This window comes from Serratia sp. L9, from assembly GCF_050632285.1.
GTDB lineage: Bacteria > Pseudomonadota > Gammaproteobacteria > Enterobacterales > Enterobacteriaceae > Chania.
This window is the reverse complement of the sequence record NZ_CP192591.1, coordinates 5630899-5650263: the sequence shown is the minus strand read 5'-3', so window position 1 is coordinate 5650263 and position 19365 is coordinate 5630899. Positions and strand designations below refer to the sequence as shown.

The following is a 19365-nucleotide window of genomic DNA, read 5'->3' as shown; positions in this document are numbered from 1 at the left end:
TAAATGGATAGAACAATAGTTCTGGCTGTTAACAGCGGAGAAGGAAAAACCCGTCTGTTGACCGCGAACGCAAACAAGGCAGTTAAGGTAAAATTGGTCCAGGGTAATAAATACTTGCTGAAAGACCTGGGTAACGATTTTGCACCAGAGAATATTACTCTTACCCGCGTTGGCAATGAGTTACATGTCATACAAGAAGGAGACACTCAAGCCAGCATCATCATTGAAGACTATTTCAACGGCAATGCCAACAATCCGGTCCTGCTGGGGATGGCGGAAGATGGGCAACTGTATGCCTACGTGCCTCTTTCTGGTGAAGGCTATGAAAGTGGCTACCTGACTGCCAACGGAGAAATGACCGAAGCCGCATTAGGTGGCCCTGCTTTAGGCAGTGGTAATGGCATCTTCGTCACCTCCGACGACGACAATAATGCCCTTTACGGCCTGTTGGGCTGGGTAGCCGCCGCAACGGCTATCGGTGCTGGTGCCGCGATTGTCAATCATAATAAAAATGACGATAGAAATGACGACACCACTCCACCGGCAAAACCTGCCATCGGCCAGTCGATGGATAATACCGGACCTGTAACCGGCCCCATCAAGGATGGCAGCGTCACTGATGAAACCAAACCGGTACTGAGCGGCACCGGTGAACCAGGTAACATCATCAACGTCTATGACAAGGGCCAGGAAATTGGTTCTACGGTCGTTGATGGTAACGGAAACTGGACATTCACCCCGGAGACCCCTCTGGGCGAAGGCCAACACCAGTTAGTGATCACCGAAACCGATCCGTCGGGCAACGTTAGTTCACCATCAGACCCATTGAATTTTGGCGTAGACACCGTGCCGCCAGACCTGCCAGCTATCCAGCACATCATGGATAAGGTGGGTGATCAACTGGGTGAAATCAAACCTGGCAACACCACTGATGATACCCGCCCAGAAATCAGCGGTACGGGCGAAGTGGGCAGCATCGTTACTATTTATGACCACGGTGTTGAAATCGGTAAAACAGAAGTCAACTCTGCGGGCCGTTGGTCTTTCCAGCCAGAAACCGCACTTGCCGATGGTCCACACAACATCACCATTGCTCAGAGTGATGCGGCAGGTAATCAGAGCGGTGTTTCAGAAGGATGGGGCTTTACAGTCGACACGTCGGCACCTTCTCAGAACGAGATCGGTGAGATCCTGGATAATACCGGTAGCATTACCGGACCATTGAAGCCAGGGGATAGCACGGATGAAACCCAGCCTCAATTGAGTGGTAAAGGTGAGCCAGGCAACGTCATTATCATCGAAGATAATGGCAAAGAGATCGGCACCACTACCGTTGACGAGAACGGCAATTGGGTGTTCAAGCCAGAAAATCCGCTCGAAGAAGGTAAGCATGAACTGGTGATTGTCGAGGAAGACAAGGCCGGGAACAAGAGCGAGCCTTCAGCACCTATCGAAGTCATTATCGATACTACCGCACCGGATCAGGCTGGTGTGGCAAACGCACAGGATAATACCGGGCCTATTACCGGGATTATCACTGGTGGCAGCTCTACCGATGAAACCAGACCAGAACTGAGTGGTGTCGGCGAAGCGGGCAATACCGTGACGATCTACGATAACGGTGAAAAAATCGGCTCTGTGGTGATCGGTGAAGACGGTAAGTGGAGCTTTACGCCAGACGAAGCGTTAAGCGAAATTGATCACAGTATTACCCTGACGGTAACCGATCCGGCCGGTAACGAGAGCAAGCCTTCCGAGCCGCTGGACTTTACTGTTGATACGACTCCTCCACTGACCGGGCCAGAGTACCTGGCGATCACGGCAGTGGAAGACAACGTGGGTGACCTGCAGGGTACGGTGGGCAGTGGTGACATCACTGACGACAGCAAACCGCTGATCAGCGGTATCGGCACCGCTGGCGATACCATTTTTGTCTACACCACAGATACCGCTGGCAACCACCTGATTGGCAGCGCAACGGTCGGTGAGGAAGGTTCCTGGAGCATGACGCCAGATTTGCCGCTGCTGGAGGGCAACAACCAGTTGGCGATCGTCGCACAGGACCCGGCAGGTAACAGAACCGAGCCGTCATCACCAAGCTATGACATTACTGTCTTTATTCCGATTGCGACTGGCGATCCAGCGATTATCAGCGTGGTGGACAATGTTGAACCGCACACTGGCCCACTGCAGAAAGGGGCGGTAACTAACGACAATACGCCGACCCTGAGCGGTACCGCGCAAGCGGGCAACACCGTCACCCTGTATGACAACGGTCAGGCGATCGGGTCGGTTACTGCGGATGACCAGGGGCGCTGGAGCCTGACGCCGGAAACGGCGCTGGCGGACGGCACGCACAGCCTGCACATTACCGCGACCGACGCGGCGGGCAACGTCAGTGCGCCAAGCGGCAGCTTTGCCTTCAGTGTGGACACTGCCCTGCCGGACGCGGCCACCGACGTGGTGATCATCGATGACGTGGGTGAGAAGACCGGGCCGGTGGCGCCGGGCGAGACCACCGATGACCGCTCGCCAACCCTGGGCGGCAAAGGCGAACCGGGCAGCACGGTCACCGTGCTGGACAATGGCAAGGCGATCGGCACCACCACCGTGGATGACAACGGCAACTGGACGTTCACCCCGGCCGAGCCGCTGGACAACGGCGAACATACCCTGACCACCACCGTGACCGATCCGGCCGGCAACACCAGCGAGCCGAGCCCGGGGATCACCCTGGTGGTGGACGACACCCCGGTGGTGATCAGCGTGGGTGGCATCAAGGATGACGTGGGGACGATCACCGGCAACCTGCAGCCGGGCGATGTGACCGATGACAGGCAGCCGGAGTTCACCGGCAGCGGCAAACCGGGCAGCGTGGTCACCGTGAAAGACGGCGACACGGTGCTGGGGACCACGACCGTGCAACCGGACGGCAGCTGGAGCTTTACGCCAGAAGCCGAACTGGGTGAGGGGAACACACCCTGACGGTGACGGCAGAGGATGCGGCGGGCAACACCGTGACCTCGCCGGGCTTCGGCTTTACCGTGGACAGCGAAGCGCCGGGCAAACCGAGCGTGGGCAGCGCCATCGATGACGTGGGCGACGTGCGCGGGGAACTGGTCAGCGGCAGCGTGACCGACGACGCGACCCCGACCTTCAAGGGGGTAGCCGAAGCGGGCAGCACCGTCCATGTGTATGACAATGGCGAACTGATTGGATCGGTGACCACCGATGCCAACGGCGCCTGGGCATTTACCCCGACCACGCCGTTGAGCGAGGGCGATCACGCACTGACCACCACGGCCACCGACAAGGCGGGCAACACCAGTGCGCCGTCGGATGTGTTTACCCTGAGCACCGATTACACGCCATCCCCGGTGGGCCCGGAGTTCCTGGCGATCACCGGCGTGGCGGACAACGTGGGCCTCACTCAGGGCCCAGTGGCGTCCGGCGGGATCACCGACGACAGCCTGCCGCAGATCAGCGGTATCGGCAGCGCGGGAGACACCGTCCTGGTCTACGCCAAAGACAGCGCGGGCAACCACCTGATTGGCAGTGCGACGGTGAATGCCGCCGGCACCTGGTCAATGACGCCAAGCCAGCCGCTGCTGGAAGGCAACAACCAGCTGACCATCGTGGCAGTGGACGCGGCCGGCAACAAGACCGCGCCGAGTACACCCTCCTATGACCTCAACATTGATATCTCGGTTCCAGACTTGCCGGCGATCACCAGCGTGGTGGACAACGTGGAGCCGCACACCGGTGCCTTGCAGAAAGGGGCGGTGACCAACGACAACACACCAACCCTGAGCGGCAGCGCGGAAGCGGGCAGCACCGTCACCCTGTATGACAACGGTCAGGCGATCGGGTCGGTTACTGCGGATGACCAGGGGCGCTGGAGCCTGACGCCGGAAACGGCGTTGGCGGACGGCACGCACAGCCTGCACATTACCGCGACCGACGCGGCGGGCAACGTCAGTGCGCCAAGCGGCAGCTTTGCCTTCAGTGTGGACACTGCCCTGCCGGACGCGGCCACCGACGTGGTGATCATCGATGACGTGGGTGAGAAGACCGGGCCGGTGGCGCCGGGCGAGACCACCGATGACCGCTCGCCAACCCTGGGCGGCAAAGGCGAACCGGGCAGCACGGTCACCGTGCTGGACAACGGCAAGGCGATCGGCACCACCACCGTGGATGACAACGGCAACTGGACGTTCACCCCGGCCGAGCCGCTGGACAACGGCGAACATACCCTGACCACCACCGTGACCGATCCGGCTGGCAACACCAGCGAGCCGAGCCCGGGGATCACCCTGGTGGTGGACGACACCCCGGTGGTGATCAGCGTGGGTGGCATCAAGGATGACGTGGGGACGATCACCGGCAACCTGCAACCGGGCGATGTGACCGATGACAGGCAGCCGGAGTTCACCGGCAGCGGCAAACCGGGCAGCGTGGTCACCGTGAAAGACGGCGACACGGTGCTGGGGACCACGACCGTGCAACCGGACGGCAACTGGAGCTTTACGCCAGAAGCCGAACTGGGTGAGGGGGAACACACCCTGACGGTGACGGCAGAGGATGCGGCGGGCAACACCGTGACCTCGCCGGGCTTCGGCTTTACCGTGGACAGCGAAGCGCCGGGCAAACCGAGCGTGGGCAGCGCCATCGATGACGTGGGCGACGTGCGCGGGGAACTGGTCAGCGGCAGCGTGACCGACGACGCGACCCCGACCTTCAAGGGGGTGGCCGAAGCGGGCAGTACCGTCCATGTGTATGACAATGGCGAACTGATTGGATCGGTGACCACCGATGCCAACGGCGCCTGGGCATTTACCCCGACCACGCCGTTGAGCGAGGGCGATCACGCACTGACCACCACGGCCACTGACAAGGCGGGCAACACCAGTGCGCCGTCGGATGTGTTTACCCTGAGCACCGATTACACGCCATCCCCGGTGGGCCCGGAGTTCCTGGCGATCACCGGCGTGGCGGACAACGTGGGCCTCACTCAGGGTCCAGTGGCGTCCGGCGGGATCACCGACGACAGCCTGCCGCAGATCAGCGGTATCGGCAGCGCGGGAGACACCGTCCTGGTCTACGCCAAAGACAGCGCGGGCAACCACCTGATTGGCAGTGCGACGGTGAATGCCGCCGGCACCTGGTCAATGACGCCAAGCCAGCCGCTGCTGGAAGGCAACAACCAGCTGACCATCGTGGCAGTGGACGCGGCCGGCAACAAGACCGCGCCGAGTACGCCCTCCTATGACCTCAACATTGATATCTCGGTTCCAGACTTGCCGGCGATCACCAGCGTGGTGGACAACGTGGAGCCGCACACCGGTGCCTTGCAGAAAGGGGCGGTAACTAACGACAACACACCAACCCTGAGCGGCAGCGCGGAAGCGGGCAGCACCGTCACCCTGTATGACAACGGTCAGGCGATCGGGTCGGTTACTGCGGATGACCAGGGGCGCTGGAGCCTGACGCCGGAAACGGCGCTGGCGGACGGCACGCACAGCCTGCACATTACCGCGACCGACGCGGCGGGCAACGTCAGTGCGCCAAGCGGCAGCTTTGCCTTCAGTGTGGACACAGCCCTGCCGGACGCGGCCACCGACGTGGTGATCACCGATGACGTGGGTGAGAAGACCGGGCCGGTGGCGCCGGGCGAGACCACCGATGACCGCTCGCCAACCCTGGGCGGCAAAGGCGAACCGGGCAGCACGGTCACCGTGCTGGACAACGGCAAGGCGATCGGCACCACCACCGTGGATGACAACGGCAACTGGACGTTCACCCCGGCCGAGCCGCTGGACAACGGCGAACATACCCTGACCACCACCGTGACCGATCCGGCCGGCAACACCAGCGAGCCGAGCCCGGGGATCACCCTGGTGGTGGACGACACCCCGGTGGTGATCAGCGTGGGTGGCATCAAGGATGACGTGGGGACGATCACCGGCAACCTGCAGCCGGGCGATGTGACCGATGACAGGCAGCCGGAGTTCACCGGCAGCGGCAAACCGGGCAGCGTGGTCACCGTGAAAGACGGCGACACGGTGCTGGGGACCACGACCGTGCAACCGGACGGCAGCTGGAGCTTTACGCCAGAAGCCGAACTGGGTGAGGGGAACACACCCTGACGGTGACGGCAGAGGATGCGGCGGGCAACACCGTGACCTCGCCGGGCTTCGGCTTTACCGTGGACAGCGAAGCGCCGGGCAAACCGAGCGTGGGCAGCGCCATTGATGACGTGGGCGACGTGCGCGGGGAACTGGTCAGCGGCAGCGTGACCGACGACGCGACCCCGACCTTCAAGGGGGTAGCCGAAGCGGGCAGCACCGTCCATGTGTATGACAATGGCGAACTGATTGGATCGGTGACCACCGATGCCAACGGCGCCTGGGCATTTACCCCGACCACGCCGTTGAGCGAGGGCGATCACGCACTGACCACCACGGCCACTGACAAGGCGGGCAACACCAGTGCGCCGTCGGATGTGTTTACCCTGAGCACCGATTACACGCCATCCCCGGTGGGCCCGGAGTTCCTGGCGATCACCGGCGTGGCGGACAACGTGGGCCTCACTCAGGGCCCAGTGGCGTCCGGCGGGATCACCGACGACAGCCTGCCGCAGATCAGCGGTATCGGCAGCGCGGGAGACACCGTCCTGGTCTACGCCAAAGACAGCGCGGGCAACCACCTGATTGGCAGTGCGACGGTGAATGCCGCCGGCACCTGGTCAATGACGCCAAGCCAGCCGCTGCTGGAAGGCAACAACCAGCTGACCATCGTGGCAGTGGACGCGGCCGGCAACAAGACCGCGCCGAGTACGCCCTCCTATGACCTCAACATTGATATCTCGGTTCCAGACTTGCCGGCGATCACCAGCGTGGTGGACAACGTGGAGCCGCACACCGGTGCCTTGCAGAAAGGGGCGGTGACCAACGACAACACACCAACCCTGAGCGGCAGCGCGGAAGCGGGCAGCACCGTCACCCTGTATGACAACGGTCAGGCGATCGGGTCGGTTACTGCGGATGACCAGGGGCGCTGGAGCCTGACGCCGGAAACGGCGCTGGCGGACGGCACGCACAGCCTGCACATTACCGCGACCGACGCGGCGGGCAACGTCAGTGCGCCAAGCGGCAGCTTTGCCTTCAGTGTGGACACAGCCCTGCCGGACGCGGCCACCGACGTGGTGATCACCGATGACGTGGGTGAGAAGACCGGGCCGGTGGCGCCGGGCGAGACCACCGATGACCGCTCGCCAACCCTGGGTGGCAAAGGCGAACCGGGCAGCACGGTCACCGTGCTGGACAACGGCAAGGCGATCGGCACCACCACCGTGGATGACAACGGCAACTGGACGTTCACCCCGGCCGAGCCGCTGGACAACGGCGAACATACCCTGACCACCACCGTGACCGATCCGGCCGGCAACACCAGCGAGCCGAGCCCGGGGATCACCCTGGTGGTGGACGACACCCCGGTGGTGATCAGCGTGGGTGGCATCAAGGATGACGTGGGGACGATCACCGGCAACCTGCAGCCGGGCGATGTGACCGATGACAGGCAGCCGGAGTTCACCGGCAGCGGCAAACCGGGCAGCGTGGTCACCGTGAAAGACGGCGACACGGTGCTGGGGACCACGACCGTGCAACCGGACGGCAGCTGGAGCTTTACGCCAGAAGCCGAACTGGGTGAGGGGGAACACACCCTGACGGTGACGGCAGAGGATGCGGCGGGCAACACCGTGACCTCGCCGGGCTTCGGCTTTACCGTGGACAGCGAAGCGCCGGGCAAACCGAGCGTGGGCAGCGCCATTGATGACGTGGGCGACGTGCGCGGGGAACTGGTCAGCGGCAGCGCGACCGATGACGCGACCCCGACCCTGAAAGGGGTGGCCGAAGCGGGCAGTACCGTCCATGTGTATGACAATGGCGAACTGATTGGATCGGTGACCACCGATGCCAACGGCGCCTGGGCATTTACCCCGACCACGCCGTTGACCGAGGGTGATCACGCACTGACCACCACGGCCACCGACAAGGCGGGCAACACCAGTGCGCCGTCGGATGTGTTTACCCTGAGCACTGACTATTCTGTGCCGGACGCCAGCAAGGTGGCGATCACCGGTGTTGACGACCAGGTTGGTGAACATAAAGGCAGCGTAGCAAACAATGGCATGACCGATGACAACCGGCCAACCATCAGCGGGACCGGGGCAGAAACCGGTAACATCATTACGGTGTACAACGGCACCAGCGTGGTGGGCTCGACGACGGTGCAGGCCGATGGCACCTGGTCACTGAAGCCGACCCTGCCACTGGCAGACGGCCTGGTGAAACTGACTGCCAAAGAGACCGACAGCGTGGGGAACACCACGGCGGCCTCGCCGGAATACGTCATCACCGTCCTGACCCAGCCACCGTTGGCACCGACCATCACCAGCGTGGAGGACGATGCGGCACCGCACACCGGTGCCTTGCAGAAAGGCGCGGTAACCAATGACAGCACGCCAACCCTGAAAGGGTCAGCGCTGGCAGGGGGCACCGTCACGGTGTTCGACAACGGCGTGGCCATTGGCTCCACCGTGGCGGACGGCAACGGGGCGTGGACCTTCACCCCGGGCACGGCGCTGAAAGACGGTAACCACAGCCTGACGGCCTCGGTCACCGACAGCATCGGCCAGATCAGCCCGGCCACCGGTGGCTTCCCGATCGTGGTAGATACCCTTGCCCCTAACCCGGTTACCGGCCTGACGGTGACCGACGATATGGGTGCAGAGCAAGGCCCGCTGACGGCGGGAATGACCACCGACGACAACACGCCAACCTTCAGCGGCAAGGCGGAAGCGGGCAGCACCGTGACTATCCTGGACAATGGCACCGCCATTGGCAGTGTGGTGGTCGACGGCAGTGGCAACTGGACGTTTACCCCGGGGACCGCGCTGGATAACGGCGCGCACGACTTCACCACCACCGTGACCGATGCGGCGGGCAACACCAGTGCCGCCGGCGATCACCTGCAGGTGACGGTCGACGTGGTACCGGGCCAGGTGGCGTTGAGCAATCTGGTGGACGATGTCGGCACCCTGACCGGCAATATCGCGCAGAACGGCGTGACGGACGACACCCGTCCAATGCTGAACGGCACGGCGAAGGCCGGCAGTATCGTGACGGTAAAAGACGGCAGCAACGTGCTGGGCAGCACCACGGCACAGACCGACGGCACCTGGAGCTTTACGCCAACGGCCGATCTGGGCCAGGGAACCCACAGCCTGAGCGCCACGGCGGTGGATCCGGCGGGCAACCCGAGCACCAGCAGCAGTTGGAACTTCACGGTGGACACGGTGAAACCGACGGCACCGACCATCGACTCGGCAGCTGACGATGTGGGCAGCGTACAACTGCAGAACCTGGTCAGCGGCAGCGCGACGGACGATCCGACACCAACCCTGTCGGGGCGTGCGGAAGCCAACAGTATCGTGACGGTCTCTGACCAGAACGGCGTGCTGGGTTCAGCCACCACCAATGCCAGCGGCCAGTGGTCGTTTACGCCAAGCAGTAAACTGCCAGAAGGCGAACACCGCTTTACGGTAACGGCGGCGGACAAGGCGGGTAACGTCAGCGATCCATCGAATACCTTCGTACTGGGCCTGGACTTCAGTGCGCCGGACGCCAGCAAGGTGGCGATCACCGGGGTGGATGACCAGGTTGGCGAAAACAAGGGTAACGTGGCAAACAATGGCACGACCGATGACAACCGGCCAACCATCAGCGGGACCGGGGCGGAAGCCGGTGACATCATTACGGTGTACAACGGCACCAGCGTGGTGGGCTCGACGACGGTGCAGGCCGATGGCACCTGGTCACTGAAGCCGACCCTGCCACTGGCAGACGGCCTGGTGAAACTGACCGCCAAAGAGACCGACAGCGTGGGGAACACCACGGTGGCCTCGCCGGAATACGTCATCACCGTCCTGACCCAGCCACCGTTGGCACCGACCATCACCAGCGTGGAGGACGATGCGGCACCGCACACCGGTGCCTTGCAGAAAGATGCGGTAACCAATGACAGCACGCCAACCCTGAAAGGGTCAGCGCTGGCAGGGGGCACCGTCACGGTGTTCGACAACGGCGTGGCCATTGGCTCCACCGTGGCAGACGGCAACGGGGCGTGGACCTTCACCCCGGGTACGGCGCTGAAAGACGGTAACCACAGCCTGACGGCCTCGGTCACCGACAGCATCGGCCAGACCAGCCCGGCCACCGGTGGCTTCCCGATCGTGGTAGATACCCTTGCCCCTAACCCGGTTACCGGCCTGACGGTGACCGACGATATGGGCGCAGAGCAAGGCCCGCTGACGGCGGGAATGACCACCGACGACAACACGCCAACCTTCAGCGGCAAGGCGGAAGCGGGCAGCACCGTGACTATCCTGGACAATGGCACCGCCATTGGCAGTGTGGTGGTCGACGGCAGCGGCAACTGGACGTTTACCCCGGGGACCGCGCTGGATAACGGCGCGCACGACTTCACCACCACCGTGACCGATGCGGCGGGCAACACCAGTGCCGCCGGCGAACACCTGCAGGTGACGGTCGACGTGGTACCGGGCCAGGTGGCGTTGAGCAACCTGGTGGACGATGTCGGCACCCTGACCGGCAATATCGCGCAGAACGGCGTGACGGACGACACCCGTCCAACGCTGAACGGCACGGCGAAGGCCGGCAGTATCGTGACGGTAAAAGACGGCAGCAACGTGCTGGGCAGCACCACGGCACAGACCGACGGCACCTGGAGCTTTACGCCAACGGCCGATCTGGGCCAGGGAACCCACAGCCTGAGCGCCACGGCGGTGGATCCGGCAGGCAACCCGAGCACCAGCAACAGCTGGAGCTTCACGATAGACACGGTGAAACCGACGGCACCGACCATCGACTCGGCGGCCGACGATGTGGGCAGCGTACAACTGCAGAACCTGGTCAGCGGCAGCGCGACGGACGATCCGACACCAACCCTGTCGGGGCGTGCGGAAGCCAACAGTATCGTGACGGTCTCTGACCAGAACGGCGTGCTGGGCTCGGCGAAAACCGATGCCAGCGGAAGTTGGTCGTTTACACCTACCGACAAGCTGGCAGAAGGCGAACACCGCTTTACGGTAACGGCGAAGGATGAGGCGGGCAACGTCAGCGACAAGTCCAACACCTTCGTACTGTCTCTGGACTTCAGTGCGCCGGACGCCAGCAAGGTGGCGATCACCGGGGTGGATGACCAGGTTGGCGAAAACAAGGGTAACGTGGCAAACAATGGCACGACCGATGACAACCGGCCAACCATCAGCGGGACCGGGGCGGAAGTCGGTGACATCATTACGGTGTACAACGGCACCAGCGTGGTGGGCTCGACGACGGTGCAGGCCGATGGCACCTGGTCACTGAAGCCGACCCTGCCACTGGCAGACGGCCTGGTGAAACTGACCGCCAAAGAGACCGACAGCGTGGGGAACACCACGGTGGCCTCGCCGGAATACGTCATCACCGTCCTGACCCAGCCACCGTTGGCACCGACCATCACCAGCGTGGAGGACGATGCGGCACCGCACACCGGTGCCTTGCAGAAAGATGCGGTAACCAATGACAGCACGCCAACCCTGAAAGGGTCAGCGCTGGCAGGGGGCACCGTCACGGTGTTCGACAACGGCGTGGCCATTGGCTCCACCGTGGCAGACGGCAACGGGGCGTGGACCTTCACCCCGGGTACGGCGCTGAAAGACGGTAACCACAGCCTGACGGCCTCGGTCACCGACAGCATCGGCCAGATCAGCCCGGCCACCGGTGGCTTCCCGATCGTGGTAGATACCCTTGCCCCTAACCCGGTTACCGGCCTGACGGTGACCGACGATATGGGCGCAGAGCAAGGCCCGCTGACGGCGGGAATGACCACCGACGACAACACGCCAACCTTCAGCGGCAAGGCGGAAGCGGGCAGCACCGTGACTATCCTGGACAATGGCACCGCCATTGGCAGTGTGGTGGTCGACGGCAGCGGCAACTGGACGTTTACCCCGGGGACCGCGCTGGATAACGGCGCGCACGACTTCACCACCACCGTGACCGATGCGGCGGGCAACACCAGTGCCGCCGGCGAACACCTGCAGGTGACGGTCGACGTGGTACCGGGTCAGGTGGCGTTGAGCAACCTGGTGGACGATGTCGGCACCCTGACCGGCAATATCGCGCAGAACGGCGTGACGGACGACACCCGTCCAACGCTGAACGGCACGGCGAAGGCCGGCAGTATCGTGACGGTAAAAGACGGCAGCAACGTGCTGGGCAGCACCACGGCACAGACCGACGGCACCTGGAGCTTTACGCCAACGGCCGATCTGGGCCAGGGAACCCACAGCCTGAGCGCCACGGCGGTGGATCCGGCAGGCAACCCGAGCACCAGCAACAGCTGGAGCTTCACGGTGGACACGGTGAAACCGACGGCACCGACCATCGACTCGGCGGCCGACGATGTGGGCAGCGTACAACTGCAGAACCTGGTCAGCGGCAGCGCGACGGACGATCCGACACCAACCCTGTCGGGGCGTGCGGAAGCCAACAGTATCGTGACGGTCTCTGACCAGAACGGCGTGCTGGGCTCGGCGAAAACCGATGCCAGCGGCAGTTGGTCGTTTACACCTACCGACAAGCTGGCAGAAGGCGAACACCGCTTTACGGTAACGGCGAAGGATGAGGCGGGCAACGTCAGCGACAAGTCCAACACCTTCGTACTGTCTCTGGACTTCAGTGCGCCGGACGCCAGCAAGGTGGCGATCACCGGGGTGGATGACCAGGTTGGCGAAAACAAGGGTAACGTGGCAAACAATGGCACGACCGATGACAACCGGCCAACCATCAGCGGGACCGGGGCGGAAGCCGGTGACATCATTACGGTGTACAACGGCACCAGCGTGGTGGGCTCGACGACGGTGCAGGCCGATGGCACCTGGTCACTGAAGCCGACCCTGCCACTGGCAGACGGCCTGGTGAAACTGACCGCCAAAGAGACCGACAGCGTGGGGAACACCACGGTGGCCTCGCCGGAATACGTCATCACCGTCCTGACCCAGCCACCGTTGGCACCGACCATCACCAGCGTGGAGGACGATGCGGCACCGCACACCGGTGCCTTGCAGAAAGACGCGGTAACCAATGACAGCACGCCAACCCTGAAAGGGTCAGCGCTGGCAGGGGGCACCGTCACGGTGTTCGACAACGGCGTGGCCATTGGCTCCACCGTGGCAGACGGCAACGGGGCGTGGACCTTCACCCCGGGTACGGCGCTGAAAGACGGTAACCACAGCCTGACGGCCTCGGTCACCGACAGCATCGGCCAGACCAGCCCGGCCACCGGTGGCTTCCCGATCGTGGTAGATACCCTTGCCCCTAACCCGGTTACCGGCCTGACGGTGACCGACGATATGGGCGCAGAGCAAGGCCCGCTGACGGCGGGAATGACCACCGACGACAACACGCCAACCTTCAGCGGCAAGGCGGAAGCGGGCAGCACCGTGACTATCCTGGACAATGGCACCGCCATTGGCAGTGTGGTGGTCGACGGCAGCGGCAACTGGACGTTTACCCCGGGGACCGCGCTGGATAACGGCGCGCACGACTTCACCACCACCGTGACCGATGCGGCGGGCAACACCAGTGCCGCCGGCGAACACCTGCAGGTGACGGTCGACGTGGTACCGGGTCAGGTGGCGTTGAGCAACCTGGTGGACGATGTCGGCACCCTGACCGGCAATATCGCGCAGAACGGCGTGACGGACGACACCCGTCCAACGCTGAACGGCACGGCGAAGGCCGGCAGTATCGTGACGGTAAAAGACGGTGACAATGTGCTGGGCAGCACCACGGCGAAAACCGACGGCACCTGGAGCTTTACGCCAACGGCCGATCTGGGCCAGGGAACCCACAGCCTGAGCGCCACGGCGGTGGATCCGGCGGGCAACCCGAGCACCAGCAACAGCTGGAGCTTTACAGTGGACTCGGCGAAACCGACGGCACCGACCATCGACTCGGCGGCCGACGATGTGGGCAGCGTACAGCCACAGAACCTGGTCAGCGGCAGCGCGACGGACGATCCGACACCAACCCTGTCGGGGCGTGCGGAAGCCAACAGTATCGTGACGGTCTCTGACCAGAACGGCGTGCTGGGTTCAGTCACCACCAATGCCAGCGGCCAGTGGTCGTTTACACCTACCGACAAGCTGGCAGAAGGCGAGCATCGCTTTACGGTAACGGCGGCGGACAAGGCGGGCAACGTCAGCGATCCATCGAATACCTTCGTACTGTCTCTGGACTTCAGTGCGCCGGATGTCAGCAAGATTGCCATCACCGATGTGATTGATAACTTTGGTAATGTTACCGGTTCGGTTGCGCAGAACGGTGTGTTGGATGACCGCAAGCCTGAGATCAAGGGTACCGGTGCAGAAGTGGGTGACACCATTACGGTTTCTACCACCGATGATAATGGTGTTACCAAAGTACTGGGTACCACCACGGTTAGCGCTAATGGTACTTGGTCATTGATACCAACCGGTTCCTTGTACGATGGGCTGAACAAGCTGACCGTAACCGAAACTGACAGTGTGGGTAACATTGCCAAGCCGGAAGCCAGTTACAACATCAGTATATCTACAACACCAGGGGTGCCGAGCATTACCGGTATTGTGGATGATTCCGGCACTGGCAACGTCAGTCTGGGTGAAGGTGCCCTGACCTCAGATAATACCCCAACGCTGAGTGGGACATCTTCGGGAGAGGTCGGCGACAAGGTTATTATTTATAACGGCAGTACCGTGGTTGGCAGCACCACGGCTGGCCCGAACGGTGATTGGAGTTTCACACCAACCACCACTCTGACCGATGGCAGCTATAACTTTACGGTGACATCGACTAACAGTGCGGGCCAAGAAAGTAGCGCAAGTAACAGTTGGGCCATCACTGTCGATACGAAAGCACCTAATGCCGTCACCGATCTGGTGATCCTGGATGATGTGGGTGGGATCCAGGGCGCACTCCATAATGGAGACGTCACGGACGATGCCAAACCGACCTTCAGTGGTAGCGCCGAAGCTGGCAGTAAAGTGACTATCTATGATGATGGTGTAAAAGTCGGAGAGGCAATAGCCGATGCGACTACCGGTAAATGGAGTTGGATACCGACCAGCGATATGGTGGACGGTGCTCATAACTTCACCACTACCGTAACCGATTCAGTGGGCAACGTGAGTGATCCATCGGCCAATGTCAATGTAACCATCGATACCAAGGCACCTGAAGTGACGCTGGCTATCGAAGGGTATTACGATAATGTGGGTACCAATCAGGGGTTGATCCTGGGCAGTGGCGGCGTGACCGACGATACCTCTCCAGTGCTGAAAGGTACCTGGGCTGGCGATCTGCTGGCGACCGACACTATCCGTATCTACCAGAATGGTTCATTGGTGGGATCCGCAGCGATTGATATGGCGGGCAGATCCTGGACCCTGGCACTCAATAATCTGGTGAACAGCAATACCTATACCTATACCGCAATTGCGGTGGATGTGGCGGGTAATGAAACCGTGATTTCACCTGACTTTGCGTTGACTATCGATTTGGATGCGCCAACTCAAACGGTAACGATTGAAAGCTATACCGATGATGTGGGCTTGGTAACCGGTAACTTTGGTTCTGGCACCAGTACCGACGATCGTAACCCGACGTTGAATGGTCGTATTAATGGTAATGCGCTGGATGAGGGTGATGAAGTCCGGATCTACGATGTGGTGTCTAATCAGTTCCTGGGGACAGCAACGGTAGGCAGCAATGGTTCTTCCTGGACGTTTGTATTGCCTGCATTGGATGATGACTCTACCAACACCTTCCGTGCCGTCGTGGCGGATCGGGCGGGTAACGAAGGTGTCATTTCCAATAACTTCACGATGACCATTGACCTGGCAATGATGGTCAATACTCAGAGTACGTTGGATACTACACCGATCGTTTCTGGTTATACCGGTTTCATCATTCAGGAAGGTGAGTATGTTGAAGTAACGGTCAATAACAAAACCTACTCTTCACAGAACGGGCAAGTTGTTGTCGATATGCTTAATAACACCTGGTATGTGCAGATCCCTGATGCTGATGCATTGGCGATTGGCACCTACGACGTTAAAGCTGTGCTGTTTGATGCGGCTGGCAGGCAGATCACCACCGATAACACGTCAAATGAACTGACAGTATCGCCTTCACCAACCATTTCGTTTACGGCGGCTGGGGCTACGTCGGATGACACGGGGACCGCTATTACCATTTCTGAAAATGGTTCATGGCGTATCCTGAGCAACTCGGCGGTGTTTACGCAAAATGCGACGGGCTCTACATCGCTTGGATCGTTCTCGTCGATCATTCTGTCAGGGCCGGATCGTCAGCAACAGTCGACGTTTGTTGACATCGATCGCGACGGCTTGATGGATATCATGGGTGCAGATACTTCCTATGCCAATGGACAGCAGTCATTTAAGTATAACGGGAGTAGTTACAGCGTATTCCAGGTCGGTTCTTACGGAATCAGTGGGCAAACCAACGACGCCAATGGTAACAGCTATGTATGGTACGGCGGGTCAGCCGGTATCGATATCAATGGCGATGGTTTTGTTGACATGGTCTATGGTGACGAAACGCCGAACGATGCCGAAGCGCGAGGCGGGTATGACACTACCTTTGTGATGAACACCGATGGCACGATCCTTGGCTTTAACAAGTCTGGGGCCTATGTCTACAGTGGAAGCTCGCAGGATGGAGTGTCGCCGAGCAATACGGGGAATCCGACTCCGGACCGTGAAATTGCGGGTGTCGACCTGAATAACGATGGTTATGTCGATATCGTTTATCACGGAACGGCGGGCACCAACACGACTTCCGCGGGAGGTTCGAGTGGCTCGAATTCACGATTGGTTGTCGTCAAAAATGGTGTAGATGCTGCAGGCAATACTACCCTGACAAATACACAGGTCGTGACCGGTGTATTCAATGGTGACAATGGAGCAACCAATATCTACACCAGCTTGACCTGGGCCGACCTGAACGGTGATGGTTACATGGATCTGTTTGTTGCAGGCTTAACCGGCCAGAGCACCAGATCAAACAGCGTAATCTATTACAACGATGGTTCTGGCAACCTGGTTTCTGCTGCCAACGGTGTAGGTGCTGGCGCTCACATGCAGAACCTTGGCGATACCGTAGATAGCGCAACCTCGTTGGCAGTGGACTGGAACGCCGATGGCAAGATGGATCTGATTGAAATTGCCGGGGCACCAGGATCAACGGCTGCCGCTAACGCCAACAATATCGGATTATTGTGGCTAAATGGCGGCACCAATGTCACTACCAACAATGTGACCTGGTCTTCGCAAACCATCCTGACGTCTGCGAACCTGAGCAGTACCTATATCACTACCGGTGCGCTTGCCGTCGATCTGGACTATGACGGCGATCAGGATCTGGTGGTGTTCCGGGCTGCGGGTGGGGCAACAGTCTATACAGAAAACAAAACGCAGGTTCAGGATGGAACCAGTATTATCTTGCGTATCCTCGATGCGAACGGCGTCAATATCTATTATGGCAATACGGTGCTGTTGATCGATGAGGCGACCGGTCAAGTCGTAGCTTCGCAGGTAATCAATGCGCAAAGTGGCGTCAACATGAACAACTCTACCGGGCTTGTGTACTTCTACGGTCTGGATGCCAGCAAGTCGTATAGCGCAGTGGTGTTGGCAAATGGCAAAGACGTTGGGGGTGTTTCTTCCGTGACACTCGCTTCTTCTGGTGTCACCAATGCGATTGAAAACGTCAATGCTACCTGGAGTGGGTTGAAGGCTATCGAGGCTAACCATGCCTATGTACTGACTGGCGAGGATGGCGCCAAGGCGTCAAGTGCAGCCACCGCAGCAACCGATGCAACCAACCTCACAGGTATCGTGGGAACGGGCTATAACGATACCCTGTTTGCTACCGCAGGCACTCACGTCTATAACGGCGGGGGCGGGAGTGTGGTCGTATCCGGTATTAAATCCTGGAGCGATATCGGGGGGATGGATATTGTTGACTACAAACTGGCAGGTGCCTCGGCCTTGACTATCGATCTGAGCAACACGGGCATGCAAAACACCGGTTTTGGTCATGCACAGTTTGTAAATATCGAAGGCCTGGCAGGTAGCAGTGGCAACGATACCTTCACCGGTAATGCGGCAAATAACTACTTTGATGGTCGTGGCGGGAATGACACCTTCAATCTGGTTAACGGGGGGCAAGACACCTTGATGTACCGCGTACTCAATGCGTCTATGGGTAACGGTGGAAATGGGCACGATACTGTGAACAATTTCACCATCGGTACCGTAGAAGCCACGGCAAACGCGGACATTATTGATGTTAGCGAGATGTTGATCGGTTATCGTGCGGATGCAGATGGTGCGGCACACTATATTAACGGTGTGGCAACTATTGATGCAGGGGAGACGATTACTCAGTATCTCTCCATCACCTACAGCGGTAATGACAGTATCTTGAACATTGACCGTGATGGTAGTGGCTCAACCTATAGCTCCACGGCACTGCTGACGTTGACCAATACCCATGTGGACCTGGCGACATTGCTGGCGAACCATCAGTTAGTGATCACTGACGATAATCTGACGGTCAATAGTGCTCTGGCTATGACGACTTTGTCTGACTACAGTGGCGAACTTGATGGTGTGACGGCTAACCTGTGGACTGGAGTGACAACTGCGAGTGATACCTTACTCAATGTTGACTCTCTGATAGGGACTGCTCAAGGTGATATGTTCACCGACAACTCGGCGAATAACCTGTTTAACGGTGGCGCGGGTGATGATCAGTTCTTCCTGGTCAATGGCGGTAATGACACCTTGATGTACAACCTGTTGGCAGGTCTGGAAAATGACGCGACTGGCGGTAATGGTCACGATACGGTCCATGGCTTCCATATCGGTAATGTGTCTACTGACAGTGATGCGGATCTGATTGATCTCAGTGCAGTGCTGGATTATAACGGCCCGATTACCTTCTTCCAGAACGAGTATGGTCAGTTTGAACTGGATGATGCTTCTAAGGGTATTAATGATTACCTGAAAGTGGAAACAGTAGGAAATGATACGGTAATCAGTATCGACCGCGACGGTCTGGGTGATCAGTATACGTCTAGCAGCGTGATCACCTTGGCTGATATACATACCGATCTGCAGACGTTATTGCAGAATAACCAAATCATTGTTTAATCCACTATTTTCCC

At 60.1% G+C, this 19365-nt stretch carries 3 protein-coding genes; all 3 read left to right on the top strand.

Annotation, left to right across the window (positions count from 1 at the left end; genetic code table 11):
- Positions 1-3: 3 nt before the first annotated feature.
- Genes ACQ86O_RS26810 through ACQ86O_RS26800 form a run of 3 tightly spaced genes read left to right on the top strand, consistent with a single transcriptional unit; the run spans position 4 to position 19351 of the window.
- The gene (locus ACQ86O_RS26810; RefSeq protein ID WP_431223587.1) at positions 4-2985 is read left to right on the top strand and encodes an Ig-like domain-containing protein; all 2982 of its coding nucleotides are present in this window, start codon (positions 4-6) and stop codon (positions 2983-2985) included.
- A gap of 2 nt (positions 2986-2987) precedes the next feature.
- Complete coding sequence (locus tag ACQ86O_RS26805; protein WP_431223586.1) at positions 2988-6146, top strand: Ig-like domain-containing protein; 3159 nt, start codon at positions 2988-2990, stop codon at positions 6144-6146.
- Positions 6147-6148: 2 nt separating this feature from the next.
- Complete coding sequence (locus tag ACQ86O_RS26800) at positions 6149-19351, top strand: Ig-like domain-containing protein (protein ID WP_431223585.1); 13203 nt, start codon at positions 6149-6151, stop codon at positions 19349-19351.
- The last annotated feature ends 14 nt before the right edge of the window (positions 19352-19365 follow it).

Coding starts and splice junctions, on each gene's coding strand:
- ACQ86O_RS26810 (WP_431223587.1), top strand. CDS start 4: ATGGATAGAACAATAGTTCTGGCTGTTAACAGCGGAGAAGGAAAAACC.